A 20,758-nucleotide genomic window follows, 5' to 3' on the forward strand; every position below is an offset into this window, starting at 1 on the left:
GCCCGTGCCTTCCCTGTTGCTGATCGAGGACGACGACGCCATCCGTACGGCCCTGGAGCTGAGCCTCACGCGCCAGGGCCACCGGGTTGCCACCGCTGCCACCGGCGAGGACGGCCTGAAGCTGCTGCGTGAGCAGCGGCCGGACCTGATCGTGCTGGATGTCATGCTGCCCGGCATCGACGGGTTCGAGGTGTGCCGGCGCATCCGGCGCACGGACCAGCTGCCGATCATTCTGCTCACCGCGCGCAACGACGACATCGACATCGTCGTCGGACTGGAGTCCGGCGCCGACGACTATGTCGTCAAGCCGATCCAGGGGCGGGTGCTGGACGCCCGGATCCGGGCCGTGCTGCGACGCGGGGAACGCGAGTCGACCGACGCGGCGAGCTTCGGCTCCCTGGTCATCGACCGCGCGGCCATGACCGTGACGAAGAACGGCGAGGACCTCCAGCTCACGCCCACCGAGCTCAGGCTGCTCCTGGAGCTGAGCCGGCGGCCCGGCCAGGCCCTGTCGCGGCAGCAGTTGCTGCGGCTGGTCTGGGAGCACGACTACCTCGGTGACTCGCGCCTGGTGGACGCCTGTGTGCAGCGGCTGCGCGCCAAGGTCGAGGACGTGCCGTCGTCCCCGACGCTGATCCGTACCGTGCGGGGCGTGGGTTACCGGCTGGACACGCCTCAGTGACCGAAGCGCAAGGGGGGTTCCGCGGCTGGTTCGCGGCGCGCAAGGGGGTGTGGTCACGGCTGCGTTTCACCAGTCTGCGCCTGCGGCTCGTGGTCGTCTTCGGCCTGGTGGCGCTGACCGCCGCCGTGTCCGTGTCCGGGATCGCCTACTGGCTCAACCGCGAGGCGGTGCTCACCCGCGCCCAGGACGCGGTGCTGCGTGACTTCCAGCAGGAGATGCAGAACCGCGCGGGCGCCCTGCCGGAGGACCCCACGCAGGACGAACTCCAGCAGGCGGCGGGGCAGATGGCGGGCAGCAGCCAGCGCTTCAGCGTGCTGCTCGTCGCCGACGACGCCAACGGCAGGACGGTGTACGGCAATTCGGGCGCCCTGGACGGCTTCACGCTCCAGGACGTGCCCGTGTCGCTGCGCGAGGCGGTGAACGAGAAGCAGCAGGTCGACTCCGCCAACAAGTACGCCTATCACCTGTACTGGCAGCGGACCGTCGACCACGACACCCCGTATCTGGTCGCCGGCACGAGGGTGATCGGCGGCGGCCCTACCGGTTACATGCTCAAGTCCCTCGAGCCGGAGGCCAAGGACCTCAACTCCCTCGCCTGGTCGCTGGGGATCGCCACCGGGCTGGCCCTGATCGGCTCCGCGCTGCTCGCGCAGGCCGCCTCGACGACCGTACTGAAGCCGGTGCACCGGCTCGGGGTCGCCGCGCGCCGACTCGGCGAGGGCAAGCTGGACACCCGGCTCAGCGTGTCGGGCACCGACGAACTCGCCGACCTCTCGAGGACGTTCAACCACGCGGCGGAGGCCCTGGAGAAACGGGTCGACGACATGGCCGCCCGCGACGACGCCTCACGGCGCTTCGTGGCGGACATGAGCCATGAACTCCGTACGCCGCTCACCGCGATCACCGCCGTCACGGAGATCCTGGAGGAGGAGCTGGAGGCGGGGACCGGCTCGGTGGACCCGATGATCGAGCCGGCCGTGCGGCTGGTGGTCAGTGAGACGCGCAGGCTCAACGACCTGGTGGAGAACCTCATGGAGGTCACCCGCTTCGACGCGGGTACGGCCCGGCTGGTCCTCGACGACGTCGACGTGGCCGACCAGATCACCGCGTGCATCGACGCGCGCGCGTGGCTGGACGCGGTGGAGCTGGACGCCGAGCGCGGCATCCACGCCCGCCTCGACCCCCGCCGCCTCGACGTGATCCTGGCCAACCTGATCGGCAATGCCCTCAAGCACGGCGGCTCCCCGGTCCGGGTGGCCGTGCGGGCGGCGGCCGACGAGGTGGTCATCGGGGTCCGCGACCACGGCCCCGGCATCCCCGAGGACGTCCTCCCGCACGTCTTCGACCGCTTCTACAAGGCCAGCGCCTCCCGCCCCCGCTCCGAGGGCAGCGGCCTCGGCCTGTCCATCGCCCGGGAGAACGCCCACATCCACGGCGGTGAGATCACCGCGGCGAACTCCCCCGACGGAGGCGCCGTCTTCACCCTGCGGCTTCCCCGGGACGTCTCGGCGCTGGCCGAGGAGCCCCTGGAGGCCAAGAAGGACGACTGCGCGTCGAAGAAGGGGGACGCCTGATGAGCTCCGAGAGGCGACACCGGGGACGGGCCGTACCAGCGCGCGCCGGGCTGAACGTACGCCGGCTGCTGGCGCTGCCCCTGCTCGGGCTGCTGGTCGCCGGATGCGGGATCCGCTCCACCGAGGTGCCCACCGACTTCGGTCCCGCGCCCTCGCGGGTGCGGTGTTCGCTGTCCGAGCCGGACGCGGCGACGCGGGCCTCGCGGGGGCTGGAGGTGCAGGTGTTCCTGCTGTGCGGGTCGTCGCTGGTGGCCGTGGACCGGAGCCTCAGGGTCCCGGACGGGACCGCGGACTCCGCGCGAAGGGTGCTGGTCGCCCAGGGGCTCCTCGACCAGCTCGCCGAGACACCGTCGGCGGCCGAGCGGGAGGCCGGATACCAGACGTATGTGCGCGGCGGCATGACCGTCAGCGGGCCGCGCGCCAAGGACCCCGAGGACACGCTCCGGCTGAGCACCCCGCCCACCGAGCTCTCCGCCTCCGCGCTCGCCCAGGTGGTGTGCACGTTCTCCGACTCGGCCGCGGCCGAGGGCGACGGCTCCGTCATCCTCGGCGGCCCCACGACCGCCCCGCTGCGCCGCTACGACTGCACGGACGAGGTCCGCTCCCAGCCGGGCAGCCGGCAGCCCGCGTCGAGCGAGGTGACGGGCGGCTGACGGGAGTCCGACGACCACGTGTGGCGCAGACCTCACCCAGGTACCTCGGGGTGTTCCGGAACCGATCGTGGCGAGCGGGGCGTCTAGGGGGTCGTGCAGCGTCAAGGCTTCGTCGGCGGCAGTGCCGCCCTTCGCGTCCGTGTGGCAGGAGGTGCCCTCCTGGTCGCACACCTCGCGTTCGTCGCCTGGTTCACGCTGCGGCCGCTGGACGTGCCCTGGGTCGTCCCGGCCAACCTGCACCCGCTGGCCGGCATCCGCGCCGACCTCGCTCTCGGCTGGCAGGAGGCGGCCCGCCGGATCGGCGAGGGGCTGGCCCTGCTCGCCCCGCTCGGCTTCCTGCTCCCGTTGGCCCACGGCAGGCTGTGGGCCTCTCCGCTCGGCTCCCTGATCCGTACGTCCGCCGCGGGCGCCCTGATCTCCCTGGGCATCGCGCTCCTCCAGACCGGCGTCCCCGGCCAGGTCGTCGACATCGACTCGCTGCTCCTGAACACCGCCGGGGTCGCCCTCGCACACGTCGCGGTCGTGCCGACGGCACGCCGCTGGCTCCGCCGCGGGACCGAGCGCCGCCGGCGCACCGCCGTCCGCCAGGAGGATCCGGCTCAGGGTCGGACCCCGACGATTCCCAGGGTCGGGATCGCACCGTAGAGCGACGCTTTGTGCCGTTCGTCTCCGTAGCGTTGAGGACAGTTGGAGAGGGTCACCCGGACCCGACCACCGACGCTCACGAAGGAGCCGCAATGTCCCGCCTTGCCCGCCCCACCAACGGCCGCATGATCGGCGGAGTGTGTGCCGCGCTGGCACGGCGCTTCGGCACCTCCGCGACCACGATGCGCGTGATCTTCCTGGTGTCCTGTCTGCTGCCGGGCCCGCAGTTCCTGCTCTACATAGCGCTGTGGATCCTGTTCCCCTCGGAGGAGAAGGCGCAGGCCGCCTGGTAACACTCCCTGCGCACGTACGCCGGTGGGGCGCACCCGAGATCACGGGGTGCGCCCCACCGGCGTGTGCGAGCAGTGCCGGACCTCAGCCGCCGAGCGGCAGGCCGTTCAGGCTGGAGTCGCCGCCCAGCAGGAGCTTGCCGACCGGCAGGCCGCCGAGCAGACCGGCGACGGGCGCGGCCGGACCGTCGGCGAGCACCTTCGCGACGGCGGGCTGCGCGGTCGCGAGGCCCGCACCGAGCGTCGGCTGGGCCTGCGCCAGCGCCTCACCGCCACCCGGCAGCGCCTTGGTGACGTTCTCGGTGGGGAGCCCCTTGGAGACGGATCCGAGCGCCTGAGTGGCGTCCGGGACCGCCGGAGCGGCGTTCGCCGCACCCGCGCCGGTGGCGGCGAAGGCGGCACCGAGGGCGGCGACACCGAGGCTCTTGGCAGCAGACTGCTTCATAAAATGCGTCCTCGAAATGGTTTTACGGGAATGTCAGCGGTTCACGACCGTAAACATTCCGACCCGCCCGCCGCAAACATCGAAATGCGGACGAATGGTGAACACCCGCCCGCATTTCGTACCCAAAAAGTTCTCGCTCAACTCTCCTCAACCACAGAACCGCTGGTGGAAGCCGTCTGCTGGAACAGCCATTCGGACTTCAGCTCGGCGTATCCAGGCTTGACGACGTCATTGATCATCGCGAGTCTTTCATCGAAAGGAATGAACGCTGATTTCATCGCATTGACGGAGAACCACTGGAGATCATCGAGCGTATAGCCGAACGCGTCGACGAGATGCTCGAATTCCCGGCTCATGCTGGTGCCGGACATCAGCCGGTTGTCGGTGTTCACGGTCGCCCGGAAGTGCAGGCGCCGCAGGAGCCCGATCGGGTGCTCGGCGTACGACGAGGCCGCCCCGGTCTGCAGATTGGAGCTGGGGCACAGCTCCAGCGGGATCCGCTTGTCCCGGACGTAGGAGGCGAGCCGCCCGAGCTTGACCGTGCCGTCCTCGTGGACCTGGATGTCGTCGATGATGCGCACACCGTGCCCGAGCCGGTCGGCGCCGCACCACTGCAGGGCCTGCCAGATGGACGGCAGCCCGAAGGCCTCGCCGGCGTGGATGGTGAAGTGGTTGTTCTCGCGCTTCAGGTACTCGAAGGCGTCGAGGTGGCGGGTGGGCGGGTAACCGGCCTCCGCGCCCGCGATGTCGAAGCCGACGACGCCCAGATCGCGGTAACGGTTGGCGAGTTCGGCGATCTCCAGGGCACGGGCCGCGTGCCGCATCGCGGTGAGCAGGGCGCCGACCCGGATGCGGTGGCCGTTCGCCCTGGCCCTGCGCTCCCCTTCCCGGAAGCCCTCGTTGACGGCCTCGACGACCTCTTCGAGGGTCAGGCCCTTCTCCAGGTGCTGCTCGGGGGCGTACCGCACCTCGGCGTAGACGACACCGTCCTCGGCGAGGTCCTCGGCGCACTCGGCGGCCACCCGCACCAGCGCGTCACGGGTCTGCATGACGCCGACGGTGTGCGAGAAGGTCTCCAAGTACCGCTCCAGCGAACCGGAGTCGGCGGCTTCGCGGAACCAGACGCCCAGTCGGTCCGCGTCGGTCTCGGGGAGGGCGGAGTACCCGGTGTCCCGGGCGAGGTCGACGATCGTGCCGGGGCGCAGCCCGCCGTCGAGGTGATCGTGCAGCAGAACCTTGGGTGCCCGGCGGATCTGGTCCGAGCTCGGGGGGTTCCCCATCCGGTCAGTCTTGCTCGTCATCTTGGCACTCTAACGCCTACGCGCGTAGACGGCTCGTTGTACGAATCCGCCGATACGTAACGGTGACCGCACAGCCCCGTGTCGTACACCCGCGCTTCTGACACTGTTCTGTCATGGCACAGCAAGCGACGCCGGTTCGCAGCGCCCGACTGGGCAGGACACTCGGCCCGGAGCCGGCGGCGGTGAGCGGGGTGGTGCTGCTTCTCCCGGGCGGCGACGAAACCTCTCTGCGCAGGCCCGCCTCGATGCGACTCCCCTCCGCCGTACGGGCGTTGGGACGACGGCTGGCCCGGTCGGGACACGCGGACGGGCTGGCGGCACACCTGGTGCACTACCGCTATCGCGGATGGAACGGCAGCGAGGCGCATCTCGCGCACGACGCGACCTGGGCCGCCGACGAGATCGTACGGCGATACGGCGACGTCCCCGTGTCCCTGGTCGGCGTCGACATGGGCGCACGGGCCGCACTGCGCGCGGGCGGGCACGAGGCCGTCAACTCCGTGGTGGCGGTCGCTCCTTGGCTGCCCGAGGAGGATGTGGCGGCCACCCCCGAACCGGTGAAGCAGCTCGTGGGGCGGCGGGTGCTCATCGTGCACGGCACGAACGACGAGCAGACGGACCCGGAGCTGTCGTTCCGGCTCGCGTCCCGGGCGAAGAAGGCGAACCGGGAGGTGTGCCGGTTCGAGGTGCACTCCGACGGACACGGGCTGCATCAGTACCGGGCCGAAGTACAGGCACTGACCGAGGACTTCGTCATGGGGGCACTGTTCGGGCGGGCGCTGTCCCGGCCCGTGCAGGACGCGCTGGCCGCGCCTCCGCCGCTGGGGCTGCGGATGCCGCTCGCCTCCGGGTTCGGGCGCCGACGGTAGGTCAGGGCAGCAGGTTTCCCCTTCTCGACAGCAGGAACTTCTTGAAGGCGGCCACCGGAGGTGTGTCCGGGTGGCCGTCCAGCCAGGCGACGCCGATCTCGCGGGCCGCCCGTGGAGCCGTGACCGTCAGTTCCGCGACTCCTGGGCGGGGGAAGGCCGGTGGGGGCAGCAGCGCGACGCCCAGCCCTGCCGCCACCAGCCCCCTCAGCGTCTCCGCCTCCTCCCCCTCGAAGGCGATCCTCGGCCTGAAGCCGGCCTCCTGGCAGAGGTCGTCCGTGATGCGGCGCAGACCGTAGCCGGGTTCCAGGGTGACGAACGACTCCTCGGCGGCCTCGGCGAGGCGCACGCGCCTGCGGGCCGCGAGGGGGTGATCGGCGGGGACCACGAGCCGTAGCTTCTGTTCGTCGAGGCGGCGGGCCACGAGGTCGGGGGCGTCCGGGACCGGCGAGGTCAGACACAGGTCCAGCTCCCCCGCCCGCAGGCGTTCGATCATCGCCTCGCCGTAGTTCTGGACCAGACTGAAGCGGACACGGGGATGGTCGGCGCGGAAGGCCCGGATGAGGCCGGGGACCGTTTCCGAGCCCATGGTGTGCAGGAAGCCGAAGGCGACCTTGCCGGTGGCCGGGTCGGCGTCCGCGCGGACCTCGTCCGCGGCGCGCTGGATCTCGGCGAGGGCGCGTTCGGCGGAGGCGAGGAAGGTGCGGCCCGCGGGGGTGAGGGAGACCGTGCGGCCGATCCGGGCGAACAGGTCGACGCCGAGGTCCTGTTCCAGGCGGACCATCGCGCGCGAGAGCGTCGACTGGGGTACGTCCATCTCCTGCGCGGCACGGGTGACGTGCTCGGTGCGGGCCACGCCGGCGAAGTAGGCGAGCCGCGGGGCCAGCAACATCACCATGTCTTCTGTGTCACTGGATGGTGACAGGCGCGTCTGTGACCTCTGCTGATGCTCCATAGGAACGATTATGGCGAATCCATGCATTGGACGGATGAGCGGAGTCGTACGTAACTTCGAAGCATGCCTGCCAGTACCGAGGCGCCCACCCGCGTGGGCGCCGTATCTCCCGCCTCTGCCGCCTCCGCCGCCTCTGTCACCGTCGATTCCCGTCTGACCCCGGGTGGCCCCGGCTACCGACGGATGAGCTTCGCCCTCTTCCTCGCCGGTGTCGCGACCTTCGCGCTGCTGTACTCCACGCAGGCCCTTCTCCCGCTGATCTCGGGCGAGTTCGGGGTGGCGGCGAGCGAGGCGAGCTGGACGGTGGCGGCGGCGACCGGCGGTCTGGCGCTGTTCGTGCTGCCGATGAGCGCCCTGTCGGAGCGCTTCGGACGCCGTACGGTCATGACGGCGTCGCTGGCGGTCGCGGTGACGGTCGGTCTCCTGGTCCCCTTCGCGCCCTCGCTGCCCGCGCTGGTCGTGCTGCGGGCCGTGCAGGGAGCGGCCCTCGCGGGGCTGCCCGCCTCCGCGACGGCGTATCTCGCCGAGGAGGTCAGGCCGAAGGCGCTGGTCACGGCGATCGGGCTGTTCGTCGCCGGCAACAGCGTCGGCGGGATGAGCGGCCGGGTCATCACCGGCTGGGTCGCGCAGGAGTGGGGCTGGCGGGTGGCCGTGGGGGTCATCGGCGCGATCGCGGTGGCCTGCGCGGTGGCGTTCCGCCTCCTGCTGCCGGCGCCGAAGCACTTCGTGGCGGGCTCGCTGCGGCCGCGGGTGCTGCTCGGCACGGTCCGCGGACACCTGGGTGACCCGCTGCTGCGCCGCCTCTACGCCATCGGCGCGCTGTTCATGACGGTCTTCGGCGGCGTGTACACGGTCATCGGCTACCGGCTGACCGAGGCGCCCTTCTCGCTCCCCCAGGGCATCGTCGGCTCGATCTTCCTGGTCTACCTGGTGGGCACGGTGTCCGCGTCGACGGCGGGCCGGCTGGTCGGCCGACTGGGCCGCCGGGGCGCGCTGTACGCGGCGGGCGGTACGACGGCCGCGGGTCTCCTGCTCTCCCTGGCCGACTCCCTGGCGCTGGTCCTGCTGGGCCTGGTCCTGATCACCGGCGGCTTCTTCGCCGGGCACGCGGTGGCGTCCTCGGCGGTCAGCAAGACGGCCACCCACGGCCGCGCCCAGGCCTCGGCCCTCTACCAGTCCGCCTACTACATCGGCTCCAGCGCGGGCAGCACGGTCGGCGCCCTCGCCTTCCACGCGGGCGGCTGGACCGGGACGGTCGGGGTCGGACTGCTGGCGGTGCTCGGCGTGGTGTCGATCACTGTGCTCGGTACGCGTGCGGCGAGGGCCCAGCAGCGGGTCGCGGCGGTCTGAGCCGCACGTTCTGCTTCCCCCTGGTCGAGGTCGGTCGGCCAGGGGGACGCTCTTTTGCCCTGCTGTCCCTGCCGTTCACCTCAGCCACATCCAGCCCGTCCGGCGTTTGAGGACGAGGCCCTTCGGGCCGATGGGGGTCTGGGGGCGCAGCCCCCGGTCGGGGTCGAAGGGGCGGCGCCTCTGGGGACGGGACGGGTAGGGGCGGCGGGGGCGAGAAACCTCTGACCTGCACGTTCACTCACTCGGCACGCCATTGTCAGACCCCTGCGGTAGTTTCCGAGTAGTGGGCGCAAAGGCGCGGCACAGCACGGCCACAGGGGTGGGTGGACGATGACGGACAGTACGGCGACGACGACAGACCTCGACCTGAGGCTCGAGAAACACCGCACCGAGCTGACGGGGTACTGCTACCGCATGCTCGGCTCCTCCTTCGAGGCCGAGGACGCGGTGCAGGACACGCTGGTGCGGGCCTGGCGGAGCTACGACAAGTTCGAGGGCCGTTCCAGCCTCCGCTCATGGCTGTACCGCATCGCGACGAACGTCTGCCTGGACATGCTGACCGCGGGCAACAAGCGCGCCCGCCCCATGGACCTCTCGGAGTCGACCCCCCTCGCCCAGGCCGCCCTCTCCCCCCGCCCCGACCACACCTGGCTGGAGCCGATGCCGGACAACCGCATCCTGCCGACGGTCGAGGACCCGGCGGAGGCGGCGGTCGCCAAGGAGACCGTGCGGCTCGCCTTCATGGCCGCCCTGCAGCAACTGCCGCCCAAGCAGCGCGCGGTGCTGATCCTGCGCGAGGTGCTGGCGTGGAAGGCGAGCGAGGTCGCCGAACTGCTCGACACCTCCGTCGCCTCGGTCAACAGCGCCCTCCAGCGGGCCCGCGCCACCCTCGCCGAGCGGGAGGAGCACGGCGCCGACGCGGCCGTGTCCGACCCGCTGGACGAGGAGCAGCAAAAACTCCTGGACCGCTATGTGAAGGCGTTCGAGGGGTACGACATGACGGCGCTGACGGCCCTCCTCCACGAGGACGCCATCATGACGATGCCGCCGTTCGACCTCTGGCTGACGGGCCACGACGACATCACGGGCTTCATGACGACCCTGGGCTCGGCCTGCGAGGGCTCACGCCTGGTGCCGGTGCAGGTCAACGGCCTGCCGGGGTTCGCCCAGTACAAGCCGGACCCCGAGAAGGGCGGTCACACCCCCTGGGCGGTACAGGTGCTGGAGATCTCAGACGGCCGGCTCACCGGGTTCCACTTCTTCCTCGACACCCAGCGCTGGTTCCCCCTGTTCGGACTGCCCCTCCACCTCGAAGCGGAGGCCGACGAGGTCAAGGAGGGCGTGTAGCCCGGGGTCGGGGTCGCGCAGCCTGATCCGGCCTCCGGCGCGCCGGGCCGCGAGCTGGAGCCGGGCGAGCAGTTCGACCGTGCCGAGCCCCGGCGGCCCGAGCCCGGCGACATCGCACACCACCACCCCGGCACGGGTCGTCCCCAGCAGCGCCCGGACCTCGTCGCTCAGCCCCGTCACCTCGTCCCGGGTGACGGGGCCGACCAGCACGAGTACAGCGGGTGTCATGGCGTCCACGATCGGTAGACCGGGCGGGCGGGCGTAACTCATCGGCCGACGTCCTGTCCGCGCGGGCAGGATCACGTTGACCTGCGGGCCGTCTTCCCGCGAGGGTTGCCTGTATGCGCCACCCATCAGCACCTCCCTGGATAGGCCACGCCCTCCTCACCCTTGAGGAGTCCCCGTGCAGGGAGTGCTGACCGGCTTCGCGGTCATCGCGGTGGTCATCGGGGTCGGCTATCTCATCGGCCTGCGCGGTTACCTCGGCGACCAGGGCCGGGAGGTCCTGACCAAGCTGGCCTTCCATGTGGCGTCCCCAGCCCTGCTCTTCACGACTCTGGCGCGGGCCGACCTGTCGGTGATCTTCTCCAGCCGTCTCCTGGTGACCGCGCTCAGCACGGCAGCGGCGGCGGGCGTCTTCGTGGCGGTGGGTGTCGTACGGGGCTGGGGGCTGGGTCGTACGACGATCGGCGCGCTGTGCTCGTCCTACGTCAACTCCGGCAATCTCGGCATCCCGATCGCGGTGTACGTCCTCGGGGACGCGTCACTCGTGGCGCCGGTGCTGCTGTTCCAGCTGGTCGGGGTGACCCCGGTCGCGCTGACGGTCCTGGACCTGGCGTCCGGCGAGGGGGAGAAGGGCCCGCTGTGGCGGAGACTGCTGACCCCGCTGCGCAATCCGATCGCGGTGGGCTCGCTGGCCGGCGTGGCGGTCTCGGCGGCCGGTCTGAAGGTCCCGGCCCCCGTCATGGACCCCTTGACCCTGATCGGCGGCATGTCGGTACCGGCCGTCCTCCTCGCCTTCGGCATCTCCCTGTGCGGCAGCACGATGCCCGGCCGGGGCCCGGACCGACAGCTCGTCCTGCTCTCGGTCGCACTGAAGTCGGTGGGCCAGCCGGCAGCGGCCTGGGCGCTCGCCGCCGGGGTCTTCGGCCTCCACGGAGCCCATCTCCTCGACGTGGTGGTGACCTCGGCGCTGCCAGCCGCGCAGAACCTCTACACCTACGCGTCGACCTACGGCGTGGGCGAACGCCTGGCCCGCGACTCGATCCTGGTGTCGACCGTGTTGTCGGTGCCGGTGCTGGTGGTCGTGGCGGCCTGGCTCGGGTGACCAGGTGTCAACTGAGCGGGAAGCTGCCGGTGTCCAAGTCCAACTTGAACGGTGAGGGCAACGTCAGCCTCTCGCCGTACTCCACCGAGACAAGGACGCGGTATGTGCCGTTTTGCGGCTCTCCGTAAAGCGTCGCCGTGGGGCGCCCGGACTGCCAGGCATCCAGGAGAAGGTAGAGCGGCACTCCCGCCACGGCGTAGCCGTGGGCTTTCTTGATGCGGTCATGGTTCGCATTGCTTTTGGATGTGACCTCGACAACGAGTTCAGCCTCGCCGGCATGCACGCGCGTTCCGCGGCGCAAGGCGTTCCTCGGCACCACGCACAGGTCGGGAACGAACAGGCCGCCCGTCTCCGGGCACGTCAGTCCGAGCGTCTGATAGATGCCCCAGTTGCAGTCGGGAGGCAGCGCCCCGTACATGCGTTCATGAAGCAGCTCAGCAGTGTCGTTGTGTTCTTCGGACGGCGGCGGCGACACGGTGACGATCCCTTCGACGATCTCCACCTTGCTGCCCTCCGGAGCGTCCGTCTCCTCCCAGACACGGACGATCTCGTCCCAGCCCGTGCTCTCGGAGGCCCCGGACTCGGCGGCGAGTGCGCTCATGGCGGTCTCCATTCGTTACGTCACCGATCCCAGCATGCCGAACGGGACCGGCGGCGGTCCACCGATCCCGTTCACCCAAAAGAGGAAGCTGCAGGTCAGGCAATACGTTCCAGCACCACCGGCGACGCCGTGAAGGCCGCACCCGTCGCCCCGATGTCGTAGGAACCCTCGATCGACTGGAGGGCGTACTCGAAGCGCTCCGGGGTGTCGGTGTGCAGGGTCAGCAGGGGCTGGCCCTCCGTCACCGTGTCGCCCGGCTTGGCGTGCAGCTCCACGCCCGCGCCCGCCTGGACCGGGTCCTCCTTGCGGGCACGCCCCGCGCCGAGGCGCCAGGCGGCGACGCCGATGCCGTAGGCGTCGAGGCGGGTCAGGACGCCCGAGGACGGCGCCTTGATGACGTGCTGCTCGCGCGCCACCGGCAGCTCCGCGTCCGGGTCGCCGCCCTGCGCCGCGATCATCCGGCGCCACACGTCCATCGCGGAGCCGTCGGCCAGGGCCTTCGCCGGGTCGGCGTCGCGGATGCCGGCCGCGGCCAGCATCTCGTGGGCCAGGGCGATCGTGAGTTCCACGACGTCCGACGGGCCGCCGCCCGCCAGCACCTCCACCGACTCGCGGACTTCGAGGGCGTTGCCGGCCGTGAGGCCGAGCGGCGTCGACATGTCCGTCAGGAGCGCGACGGTCCTGACGCCGTGGTCGGTGCCGAGGCCCACCATCGTGGACGCCAGCTCGCGCGCGTCCTCGATGGTCTTCATGAAGGCGCCGGTGCCGACCTTGACGTCCAGGACCAGCGAACCCGTGCCCTCCGCGATCTTCTTCGACATGATCGAGGAGGCGATCAGCGGGATCGCCTCGACCGTGCCGGTGACGTCACGCAGGGCGTACAGCTTCTTGTCCGCCGGAGCCAGGCCGTCGCCCGCCGCGCAGATCACCGCGCCGGTGGTGTCGAGGACGTTCAGCATCTCCTCGTTCGACAGCAGCGCGCGCCAGCCCGGGATCGACTCCAGCTTGTCGAGCGTGCCGCCGGTGTGGCCGAGGCCCCGGCCGGAGAGCTGGGGGACGGCCGCGCCGCAGGCCGCCACCAGGGGCGCCAGCGGGAGGGTGATCTTGTCGCCGACGCCGCCCGTGGAGTGCTTGTCGGCCGTCGGGCGGGACAGGGACGAGAAGTCCATGCGCTCGCCGGAGGCGATCATCGCGGCGGTCCACCGGGCGATCTCGCGACGGTTCATGCCGTTGAGCAGGATCGCCATCGCGAGCGCGGACATCTGCTCGTCGGCGACCTCCCCGCGGGTGTACGCGTCGATGACCCAGTCGATCTGCTCGTCGCTGAGTTCACCGCGGTCCCGCTTGGTGCGGATGACGGAGATGGCGTCCATGGCCATGCAGGGCTTTCCTTCCGGGAATTACTTGGTGAGATGCCCCGGCCCGAAGGCCTGCGGCAGCATCTCCGACAGCGGCAGGATCCCCGCCGGGGTCTCCATGAGCAGTTCGGGGCCGCCGAACTCGTACAGCAGCTGCCGGCAGCGGCCGCAGGGGACGAGGATCTCGCCCCTGCCGTCGACGCAGGTGAAGTGCGTGAGACGGCCGCCGCCCGTGTTCTGCAGCTCCGAGACCAGACCGCACTCGGCGCACAGGCCGAGGCCGTAGGAGGCGTTCTCGACGTTGCAGCCGGTGATCGTACGGCCGTCGTCGACCAGGGCGGCCACGCCGACCGGGTAGCCGGAGTACGGGGCGTACGCCCGGGACATGGCGTCCCGGGCCGCCGCCCTGAGCGCGCCCCAGTCGACGCCCGTCACTTGCCCTGGCCCTTCCGGTAGCGCATGCCGTCCGCCTTGGGCATCCGCAGTCGTTGCGCGGACAGCGACAGCACCAGCAGCGTGACGACGTACGGCGTGGCGCCCACGAAGTCGCTCGGGACCTCGTCGGTGACGAGGTACCAGACCAGGACGCCCGCGGCCACCATGAGGCTGATGCCGCCCTGCCAGTGCGCCTTCTTGTACAGCTTCCAGCCGGCCATCGCGAGCAGCAGCACGAACAGCAGGAGCAGCAGCGCGTGGACGGTCTCGCCGCCGTTGCGCAGCTGGAGCGCGTCGGAGTAGCCGAACAGGCCGGCGCCCATGGCGAGTCCGCCGGGCCGCCAGTTGCCGAAGATCATGGCCGCGAGGCCGATGTAGCCGCGTCCGCCGGTCTGGCCCTCCAGGTAGGTGTGCGAGGTGACCAGGGCCAGGAAGGCGCCGCCGAGGCCGGCGAGGCCGCCGGAGACGGCCACGGCCATGTACTTGTACTTGTAGACGTTGACGCCGAGGGACTCGGCGGCGATCGGGTTCTCACCGCAGGAGCGCAGCCGCAGGCCGAACGCGGTGCGCCACAGCAGCCACCAGCTGCCGACGAACAGCACGACCGCCAGGACCGTCACGATGGACAGGTCGGTGAACAGACCGCCGAGGATGCCCGCGATGTCGGAGATCAGGAACCAGTGGTGGTTCTCGATGGAGTGCAGCCCGCTCGAGAGGCCCGGGACGTCGAAGGTGGGCAGCGAGTCCACGGGCGGGGACTGCTTGGGGTTGCCGCCCGCTTCCTCCGCCTTGCCGTCCACGAAGAAGAGCTTGGCGAGGTACTGGGTGGTGCCGAGCGCGAGGAGGTTGATCGCGACACCGGAGACGATGTGGTCGACGCCGAAGGTGACGGTCGCGACCGCGTGCAGCAGGCCGCCCAGGACGCCGAACCCGACGCCGCACAGGAGGCCGAGCCAGGGGCTGGACTGCCAGCCGATCCAGCCGGCGCCGAAGGTGCCGAGGATCATCATGCCCTCGAGGCCGATGTTGACCACGCCGGACCGCTCGGACCACAGACCGGCGAGACCGGCGAGGCCGATCGGCACGGCGAGGCTGAGCGCCGCGGAGACCTGGCCCTCGGAGGTGAGCTGGTCGGAGCCGGAGATGACGCGGACCGCGGCGACGAGCAGCAGCGCACCGGCGACGATCATGAGGATCTGGCCGAGCGAGCGGCCCGACCGGGTGGCGGTGTCCGCCTTGGGTGCCGCGGGGGGCGGCGTGTCGGTCATCGTGGCAGTCATCACGCCACCTCCTGCTTCTGGGTCGGGGCTGCGGCCTGGGCGGCGAGCTCGGCGCCGACCCGCTGCTGCTGGCGCTTGAGTCCGTAACGGCGTACGACTTCGTAGGCGATGACGACGCACAGGACGATGACGCCCTGGATGACGCCGAGGATCTCCTTGTCGTAGCCCTCGAACTCCAGGTGGTTGGTGGTGCGCTCCAGGAAGCCCCACAGCAGTGCGCCCAGTGCGATGCCGACCGGGTTGTTGCGGCCGAGCAGGGCGATGGCGATGCCGGTGAAGCCGATGCCGGTCGGGAAGTCGTTGCTGAACTGGTGGCTGTCGTTGAGCAGGGTCGGCATGCCGATCAGGCCGGCCACCGCGCCCGAGATGAGCATGCTGGTGGCGATCATCCTCTTCACCGAGACACCGCTCGCGGCGGCGGCGCTCTCGGACTGGCCGACGGTGCGCAGGTCGAAGCCGAAGCGGGTGCGGCCGAGGACGAACCAGTACGCGATGCCGACGAGTACGGCGATGACGATGAAGCCCCACAGCACGCCCGCGGCGCCGGTGTCGATCTGGAAGAAGTGCGAGGACGACGGCAGCGGCTTGGTGGAGACGACCGTGCCGCCGGCCTGGAGCTCGGCGAGCTTTCCGGGCTGGAGCAGGTAGGCGATGATCGCGGTGGCGATCGAGTTGAGCATGATCGTCGAGATGACCTCGCTGACCCCGCGGGTCACCTTGAGGACGCCCGCGATGCCCGCCCACACGGCGCCGGTGCCCATGGCGCACAGGATGATCAGCGGGATGGAGATCCAGCCGGGCGTGGTGAGCGCGCCGCCGAGGACGGCGGCGAAGAACGCGGCGATGCGGTACTGGCCGTCGACGCCGATGTTGAAGAGGTTCATGCGGAAGCCGATGGCCACCGCGACACCCGCGAGGTAGTACGTCGTCGCCTTGTTGAGGATGTAGACCTGGCTGTCGCTGGCGGAGCCGTAGGTCAGCATGTCGCTGAAGGCGGCGCCCGGGTTCTTGCCGGTGGCGAGGATCACCAGGGTGGTGACGACGACTGCGGCGACGACCGCCAGCAGCGGCGCCGCGATGCCGAGGAGCAGCCGCTCCTTGTCGATGCGTTGGGTCAGCTTGTTCATCGGGCGTCGTCCTCGTCGTCCGCTGCGGAGTCCTCTGCGTGCTCCAGGTGCCCGGTGGCCGCACCGGTCATGGCGGAGCCCAGCTCCTCGGGGGTGATGGTGGCGGGGTCGGCGTCGGCGACCAGTCGGCCGCGGTACATGACCCGCAGGGTGTCGGACAGGCCGATGAGCTCGTCCAGGTCGGCGGAGATCAGCAGCACGGCCAGGCCCTCGCGGCGGGCCTCGCGGATGTGGTCCCAGATCGCGGCCTGCGCGCCGACGTCCACACCACGGGTGGGGTGGGCGGCGATGAGCAGCTTGGGCGCGTGGCTCATCTCGCGGCCGACGATCAGCTTCTGCTGGTTGCCGCCGGACAGGGAGGCGGCGGTGACGTCGATGCCCGGGGTGCGGACGTCGTACGCCTTGATGATGCGCTCGGTGTCGGTGCGGGCCGCCTTGATGTCGAGCAGCTGGCCGCGGGAGTTGGGCTTCTCGGTGACGTGGCCGAGGATGCGGTTCTCCCACAGCGGGGCCTCGAGGAGCAGGCCGTGACGGTGGCGGTCCTCGGGGATGTAGCCGACGCCGGCCTCGCGGCGGTGGCGGGTGGGGACGTGGGAGATGTCGGTGCCGTCGAGGGTGACCGTGCCGGTGTCGGGGTTGCGGATGCCCATGATGGCCTCGACCAGTTCGGACTGCCCGTTGCCCTCCACACCGGCGATACCGAGGACCTCGCCCTGGTGGATGGTGAACGAGATGTCGTCGAGGATGATCCGCTCGATGCCGTCGAGGTCGGTCTGGGCCAGGCGCAGGCCGTCCAGCTTCAGCAGCGGGACGTCGGTGACCGTGGACTCCTCGGTCTCCGGGGTGGGCAGTTCGCTGCCGACCATCAGCTCGGCGAGCTGCTTGGAGGTGGTGCCGGCGGGCTTGACCGTGCCGACGGTGGTACCGCGCCGGATGACCGTGATCTCGTCGGCGACGGACAGGACTTCGCCGAGCTTGTGCGAGATGAAGATGACGGTGAGGCCCTCGGCCTTGAGCTCGCGCAGGTTGTCGAAGAGGGCGTCGACCTCCTGCGGCACGAGGACGGCGGTGGGCTCGTCGAGGATCAGCGTCTTGGCGCCGCGGTAGAGGACCTTGAGGATCTCCACGCGCTGGCGGTCGGCGACGCCGAGCTCCTCCAGCAGCACGTCGGGGCGTACGTTCAGGCTGTACGCGTCGGAGATCTCCCTGATCTTCGCGCGGGCCTTGGCGCCGATGCCGTACAGCTTCTCCGCGCCCAGGACGACGTTCTCCAGGACCGTGAGGTTGTCGGCGAGCATGAAGTGCTGGTGCACCATGCCGATGCCACGGGCGATGGCGTCGGCGGGGGTGTGGAAGGTGACCGTCTCGCCGTTCACCGTGATGGTGCCCTCGTCCGGCTGCTGCATGCCGTAGAGGATCTTCATCAGGGTGGACTTGCCAGCACCGTTCTCACCGCACAGGGCGTGCACGGTGCCCGTGCGGACGGTGATGTCGATGTCCTTGTTGGCCACGACGCCGGGGAATCGCTTGGTGATGCCGCGCAGTTCGACGGCAGCGGGAGGGCTGGACGCGTTGATGGCGCACTCTCCTCGGGGAAAAGGGGCTGCGTAGGGGAGGGCAGGCGTCGGTGACGCTAGCGCGGCAACTCCATGCTACACGCGTAGAGTTGACACATTGTTATGGCTCGACGAGGGGGTTGTCGAGGCCCCCTCGTCGAGCCCGGGTTCCGGCGGGAACCGTCAGGTCAGCTGGTCTTGACCTTGACGGCGCCGTCGACGATCTTCTTCTTCGCGGCGTCCAGCTGCGGCTGGATGTCGTCGATGAAGCCACCGCTGGTGGCCAGGCCGACACCACCCTTGGCGAGGGAGTAGATCTGGTTGCCGGTCAGCGGCTTGCCGTCGTGCACGGACTTGACGAAGTCGTAGACGCCGACGTCGACGTTCTTGACCATCGAGGTCAGGATCGAGTTCTTGTACTTGCTCAGACCCGGGATGTTGTACTGGTCCGAGTCCACGCCGATGGCCCAGGCGCCCTTGACGCCGGAGACGGCCTCGATCGAGCCGTTGCCGGAGGAGCCGGCCGCGGCGTAGATCACGTCGGCGCCGTTGTCGAGCTGGCCGGACGCGGCCTCCTTGCCCTTGTCGGGGCTGGCGAAGCCGGACAGGTCGGAGCCGTGGGTCAGGTACTGGACGTCGACCTTGACGCCGGGCTTGGTGTCCTTGACGCCCTGGACGTAGCCCGCCGCGAACTTCTTGATCAGCGGGGTGTCCACGCCGCCGATGAAGCCGACGTGTGCCTTCTTGGTCTTCAGCGCGGCGGCGACACCGGCGAGGTAGGAGCCCTGCTCCTCGGTGAAGGTGATGCTGTCGACGTTCTTGGCGGTCGCGACCGAGTCGATGAGACCGAAGCTGACCTTCGGGTACTTCGCGGCGACCTTGTCGACCGAGGTGGCGTACGAGAAACCGACGGCGACGATCGGGTTGTAGCCGGCGTCCGCCAGGTCGGTCAGGCGCTGCTCACGGTCGGCCTCGGTGTCGGAGCTCTTGGCGGTGAGCTCCTTGATGGAACCGCTGAACTCCTTCTCCGCCTTGTCGGCACCGCGCGCGGCGGAGTCGTTGAAGGAGCGGTCACCGCGGCCGCCGACGTCGTAGGCGAGACCGATCTTGATTCCGCCCTTGCCGCTGCCCGCGGAGGCGGACGAGGAGCTGTCGTCCTCGGAGGAGGTGCTGCCACAGGCTGTGGCAGTCAGTGCGAGAGCTGCGGTGGCGATACACGCAGCGGAAAGCTTGGCTACCCGGCGCACGGGAGGCTCCTTCACCTGACCTGAGCGCCTTGTCGGCGCTTCATGTGAGCACCATGCCAGTGCCCGGGCCTGTACGCCCCTGCGGCGTTGGCTTCGCGGCATCGTAACGCGCGTAGATGTCGGAAACAGACCTCTTCCGAAGCCGTTATCGATTCGAGGCAAACAGCGTCTGAACTCAGGCTCTTCCGCCCTGCCACACCGGGATTTCGATGTGCGCACAATTGGCTTACGAGCATGTTGCGCCGGTCGGCGGAACGGCCCCCGAGGGGGCCGTCCGTCACGGTCGGATCACTGTGCGGCATCCAGCAGGGCCGCCGCCGTGAACATCTCCACACCCACGGTGATGGCGGACTCGTCGGCGTCGAAGTCGCCCTGGTGAAGGTCGCGCACGGTCCGCTCCCCCGGCGTGCGCACCCCGAGGCGCGCCATGGCACCGGGGACGTGCTGCAGGTACCAGGAGAAGTCCTCGCCGCCCAGGCTCTGCTCGGTGGTCTCGATCGAGTCGGCCCCGCGCCGGGCGGTCATGGCCTCGCGAATCAAGTCGGTGACGCCCCCGTCGTTGACGACGGGCGGGACACCGCGCACGTAGTTGATCTCGGACTTGGCCCCGTGCAGATTGGCGACCTCGTCGATCACGGCGACCACGATGTCCGGGGCCTGCCGCCAGGTGTCGAGGTCCAGGCAGCGCACGGTCCCGGAGAGCTCGGCGTGCTGCGGGATCACGTTCGGCGCATGCCCCGACTCGATCCGCCCCCAGGTCACGGCGAGCCCGGCCCGCGTGTCCACCCGTCGCCCGACGATGGCGGGCACGTCGGTGACGACGCGGGCGGCGGCGGTGACGAGGTCGGTGGTGAGGTGCGGCCGGGCGGTGTGCCCACCGGGCCCGTCGAGGGAGATCTCCAGCCGGTCACAGGCGGAGGTGATGGCACCGGTCCTGAGCCCGACCTTCCCGGCGTCGACCCGCGGGTCGCAGTGCACGGCGAGCATCTTCCCGACGCCCTCCAGCACCCCGCAGTCGATGGCGTCGGCGGCACCGCCGGGCAGCACTTCCTCGGCGGGCTGGAAGAGCAGCCGCACGGGCCGCGGCAGCAGCCCACGCCTGTGCAGGTCGGCGAGGACGAGCCCGGCCCCGAGCACGACGGTCGTGTGAACGTCATGTCCGCACGCGTGCGCCCGATCGGGCACGGTCGACCGGTACGAGCACTCGGTCTTCGTGTCCGGGATGGGCAGGCCGTCGATGTCGGCGCGCAGGGCGAGCATGGGCCGCTCGCCGTCCCACTCCCCGATGTCACACACGAGCCCGGTCCCGACGGCGAGCACGCGCGGCTTCAGCCCGGCCCTCTCCAGCCGTTCCTTGATCGCCGCGGTGGTTCGGAACTCCTGGTTGCCGAGCTCCGGGTGCATGTGCAGGTCGCGGCGGAAGTGGACGAGTTCGGCGTGCAGCGCGTCGCTGAGCACGCCGGGGAGCACGGCTTCCCCGGGCAGATCGACCTCGGACTCCAGTGACATCAGTTGCTTCACCCTCTAAAGGGTAGGACGCCGGGGCGACCAACCGACCCGCGATCAACAAAACTTCAACCCACAGAGGGCAGAAAATTTGGCCGCTCGACGCATGGATGTGGTTTGAGGTGGGTAAGAACCTCGTTTCCCACACATACCACGCCTCCGCTCCCGCATGCCGATCTGTTCACCTTTCGGAACTCCACCGGAAGCGGAATC

21 protein-coding genes are annotated in these 20,758 nt (G+C 70.3%); 9 read left to right on the forward strand and 12 right to left on the reverse strand.

The window, feature by feature from the left end; translation table 11 throughout:
• Positions 1-4: 4 nt before the first annotated feature.
• The 5 genes from afsQ1 (at position 5) to AQJ46_RS06945 (ending at position 3,847) form a co-directional block, all read left to right on the forward strand.
• Positions 5-682, forward strand: a complete 678-nt coding sequence (gene afsQ1 / locus AQJ46_RS06925) for a two-component system response regulator AfsQ1 (RefSeq protein WP_037718821.1) — start codon at positions 5-7, stop codon at positions 680-682.
• A complete protein-coding gene (locus AQJ46_RS06930; RefSeq protein ID WP_059204737.1) occupies positions 679-2,256 on the forward strand; it encodes a sensor histidine kinase in 1,578 nt (525 codons plus the stop codon). Before afsQ1 ends, AQJ46_RS06930 begins: the two co-directional genes overlap by 4 nt.
• Entirely contained in the window at positions 2,256-2,909 is a 654-nt protein-coding gene (locus AQJ46_RS06935; RefSeq protein WP_059204738.1) for a hypothetical protein, read from the forward strand. The genes AQJ46_RS06930 and AQJ46_RS06935 overlap by 1 nt, the downstream gene beginning before the upstream one ends.
• 93 nt (positions 2,910-3,002) lie before the next feature.
• Positions 3,003-3,554 carry a VanZ family protein gene (locus AQJ46_RS06940; RefSeq protein WP_059204739.1) on the forward strand — a complete coding sequence of 184 codons (552 nt, stop codon included), beginning with the start codon at positions 3,003-3,005 and terminating at the stop codon, positions 3,552-3,554.
• Positions 3,555-3,646: 92 nt separating this feature from the next.
• Positions 3,647-3,847: a PspC domain-containing protein gene (locus AQJ46_RS06945; protein ID WP_037718826.1), complete on the forward strand. Its 201-nt coding sequence runs from the start codon at positions 3,647-3,649 to the stop codon at positions 3,845-3,847.
• A gap of 82 nt (positions 3,848-3,929) precedes the next feature.
• Here AQJ46_RS06945 and AQJ46_RS06950 read toward each other — a convergent pair whose 3' ends face one another.
• Together AQJ46_RS06950 and AQJ46_RS06955 are read right to left on the reverse strand one after the other, a co-directional pair.
• Positions 3,930-4,289, reverse strand: coding sequence for a hypothetical protein (locus AQJ46_RS06950; RefSeq protein WP_059204740.1), 360 nt, complete (start codon positions 4,287-4,289; stop codon positions 3,930-3,932).
• Between the two features lie 137 nt (positions 4,290-4,426).
• On the reverse strand, positions 4,427-5,590 hold the full coding sequence (locus AQJ46_RS06955) for an adenosine deaminase (RefSeq protein ID WP_059204741.1): 1,164 nt from the start codon (positions 5,588-5,590) through the stop codon (positions 4,427-4,429).
• A 113-nt stretch (positions 5,591-5,703) separates the two neighbouring features.
• Between AQJ46_RS06955 and AQJ46_RS06960 the strand changes: the two genes are divergently transcribed.
• Entirely contained in the window at positions 5,704-6,459 is a 756-nt protein-coding gene (locus AQJ46_RS06960) for a dienelactone hydrolase family protein (protein ID WP_059204742.1), read from the forward strand.
• Between the two features lies 1 nt (position 6,460).
• Here AQJ46_RS06960 and AQJ46_RS06965 read toward each other — a convergent pair whose 3' ends face one another.
• Positions 6,461-7,411, reverse strand: a complete 951-nt coding sequence (locus tag AQJ46_RS06965; RefSeq protein ID WP_059204743.1) for a LysR family transcriptional regulator — start codon at positions 7,409-7,411, stop codon at positions 6,461-6,463.
• Positions 7,412-7,474: 63 nt separating this feature from the next.
• On the opposite strand from AQJ46_RS06965, the gene AQJ46_RS06970 reads away from it, so the two are divergent.
• Both AQJ46_RS06970 and AQJ46_RS06975 read left to right on the forward strand, forming a co-directional pair.
• Positions 7,475-8,761, forward strand: coding sequence for an MFS transporter (locus AQJ46_RS06970; protein WP_059204744.1), 1,287 nt, complete (start codon positions 7,475-7,477; stop codon positions 8,759-8,761).
• A 330-nt stretch (positions 8,762-9,091) separates the two neighbouring features.
• Positions 9,092-10,108, forward strand: coding sequence for a sigma-70 family RNA polymerase sigma factor (locus tag AQJ46_RS06975; protein ID WP_057607705.1), 1,017 nt, complete (start codon positions 9,092-9,094; stop codon positions 10,106-10,108).
• On the opposite strand, the gene AQJ46_RS51855 is transcribed toward AQJ46_RS06975, so the two are convergent.
• Entirely contained in the window at positions 9,992-10,378 is a 387-nt protein-coding gene (locus tag AQJ46_RS51855; protein ID WP_158012925.1) for an STAS domain-containing protein, read from the reverse strand. The genes AQJ46_RS06975 and AQJ46_RS51855 overlap by 117 nt on opposite strands.
• A gap of 133 nt (positions 10,379-10,511) precedes the next feature.
• Here AQJ46_RS51855 and AQJ46_RS06980 point away from each other — a divergent pair, with 133 nt between their 5' ends.
• Complete coding sequence (locus tag AQJ46_RS06980) at positions 10,512-11,435, forward strand: AEC family transporter (protein WP_059204745.1); 924 nt, start codon at positions 10,512-10,514, stop codon at positions 11,433-11,435.
• A 7-nt stretch (positions 11,436-11,442) separates the two neighbouring features.
• Here the strand turns inward: AQJ46_RS06980 and AQJ46_RS06985 are convergent, their stop codons facing one another.
• From AQJ46_RS06985 to AQJ46_RS07020, 8 genes are all read right to left on the reverse strand, one after another.
• Positions 11,443-12,036, reverse strand: a complete 594-nt coding sequence (locus tag AQJ46_RS06985; RefSeq protein WP_059204746.1) for a Uma2 family endonuclease — start codon at positions 12,034-12,036, stop codon at positions 11,443-11,445.
• Positions 12,037-12,131: 95 nt separating this feature from the next.
• Entirely contained in the window at positions 12,132-13,409 is a 1,278-nt protein-coding gene (locus tag AQJ46_RS06990; RefSeq protein WP_208616904.1) for a thymidine phosphorylase, read from the reverse strand.
• 27 nt (positions 13,410-13,436) lie between these two features.
• Entirely contained in the window at positions 13,437-13,829 is a 393-nt protein-coding gene (locus tag AQJ46_RS06995; protein ID WP_059204748.1) for a cytidine deaminase, read from the reverse strand.
• Positions 13,826-15,109, reverse strand: a complete 1,284-nt coding sequence (locus tag AQJ46_RS07000; RefSeq protein ID WP_059204749.1) for an ABC transporter permease — start codon at positions 15,107-15,109, stop codon at positions 13,826-13,828. The genes AQJ46_RS06995 and AQJ46_RS07000 overlap by 4 nt, the downstream gene beginning before the upstream one ends.
• Positions 15,109-16,236, reverse strand: coding sequence for an ABC transporter permease (locus tag AQJ46_RS07005; RefSeq protein ID WP_059204750.1), 1,128 nt, complete (start codon positions 16,234-16,236; stop codon positions 15,109-15,111). Before AQJ46_RS07005 ends, AQJ46_RS07000 begins: the two co-directional genes overlap by 1 nt.
• Entirely contained in the window at positions 16,233-17,747 is a 1,515-nt protein-coding gene (locus tag AQJ46_RS07010; RefSeq protein WP_208616891.1) for an ABC transporter ATP-binding protein, read from the reverse strand. Before AQJ46_RS07010 ends, AQJ46_RS07005 begins: the two co-directional genes overlap by 4 nt.
• 233 nt (positions 17,748-17,980) lie before the next feature.
• Entirely contained in the window at positions 17,981-19,039 is a 1,059-nt protein-coding gene (locus tag AQJ46_RS07015) for a BMP family lipoprotein (protein ID WP_059204751.1), read from the reverse strand.
• Between the two features lie 288 nt (positions 19,040-19,327).
• Complete coding sequence (locus AQJ46_RS07020; protein ID WP_059204752.1) at positions 19,328-20,548, reverse strand: M20 family metallopeptidase; 1,221 nt, start codon at positions 20,546-20,548, stop codon at positions 19,328-19,330.
• Positions 20,549-20,758 lie beyond the last annotated feature (210 nt).

The organism is Streptomyces canus (genome assembly GCF_001514145.1).
Classification (GTDB): Bacteria; Actinomycetota; Actinomycetes; order Streptomycetales; family Streptomycetaceae; genus Streptomyces; species Streptomyces canus.

Coding starts and splice junctions, on each gene's coding strand:
- AQJ46_RS06935 (WP_059204738.1), top strand. CDS start 2,256: ATGAGCTCCGAGAGGCGACACCGGGGACGGGCCGTACCAGCGCGCGCC.
- AQJ46_RS06945 (WP_037718826.1), top strand. CDS start 3,647: ATGTCCCGCCTTGCCCGCCCCACCAACGGCCGCATGATCGGCGGAGTG.
- AQJ46_RS06950 (WP_059204740.1), bottom strand. CDS start 4,289: ATGAAGCAGTCTGCTGCCAAGAGCCTCGGTGTCGCCGCCCTCGGTGCC.
- AQJ46_RS06955 (WP_059204741.1), bottom strand. CDS start 5,590: ATGACGAGCAAGACTGACCGGATGGGGAACCCCCCGAGCTCGGACCAG.
- AQJ46_RS06960 (WP_059204742.1), top strand. CDS start 5,704: ATGGCACAGCAAGCGACGCCGGTTCGCAGCGCCCGACTGGGCAGGACA.
- AQJ46_RS06965 (WP_059204743.1), bottom strand. CDS start 7,411: ATGGAGCATCAGCAGAGGTCACAGACGCGCCTGTCACCATCCAGTGAC.
- AQJ46_RS06970 (WP_059204744.1), top strand. CDS start 7,475: ATGCCTGCCAGTACCGAGGCGCCCACCCGCGTGGGCGCCGTATCTCCC.
- AQJ46_RS06975 (WP_057607705.1), top strand. CDS start 9,092: ATGACGGACAGTACGGCGACGACGACAGACCTCGACCTGAGGCTCGAG.
- AQJ46_RS51855 (WP_158012925.1), bottom strand. CDS start 10,378: ATGAGTTACGCCCGCCCGCCCGGTCTACCGATCGTGGACGCCATGACA.
- AQJ46_RS06985 (WP_059204746.1), bottom strand. CDS start 12,036: ATGAGCGCACTCGCCGCCGAGTCCGGGGCCTCCGAGAGCACGGGCTGG.
- AQJ46_RS06990 (WP_208616904.1), bottom strand. CDS start 13,409: ATGGACGCCATCTCCGTCATCCGCACCAAGCGGGACCGCGGTGAACTC.
- AQJ46_RS07000 (WP_059204749.1), bottom strand. CDS start 15,109: ATGACTGCCACGATGACCGACACGCCGCCCCCCGCGGCACCCAAGGCG.
- AQJ46_RS07005 (WP_059204750.1), bottom strand. CDS start 16,236: ATGAACAAGCTGACCCAACGCATCGACAAGGAGCGGCTGCTCCTCGGC.
- AQJ46_RS07020 (WP_059204752.1), bottom strand. CDS start 20,548: ATGTCACTGGAGTCCGAGGTCGATCTGCCCGGGGAAGCCGTGCTCCCC.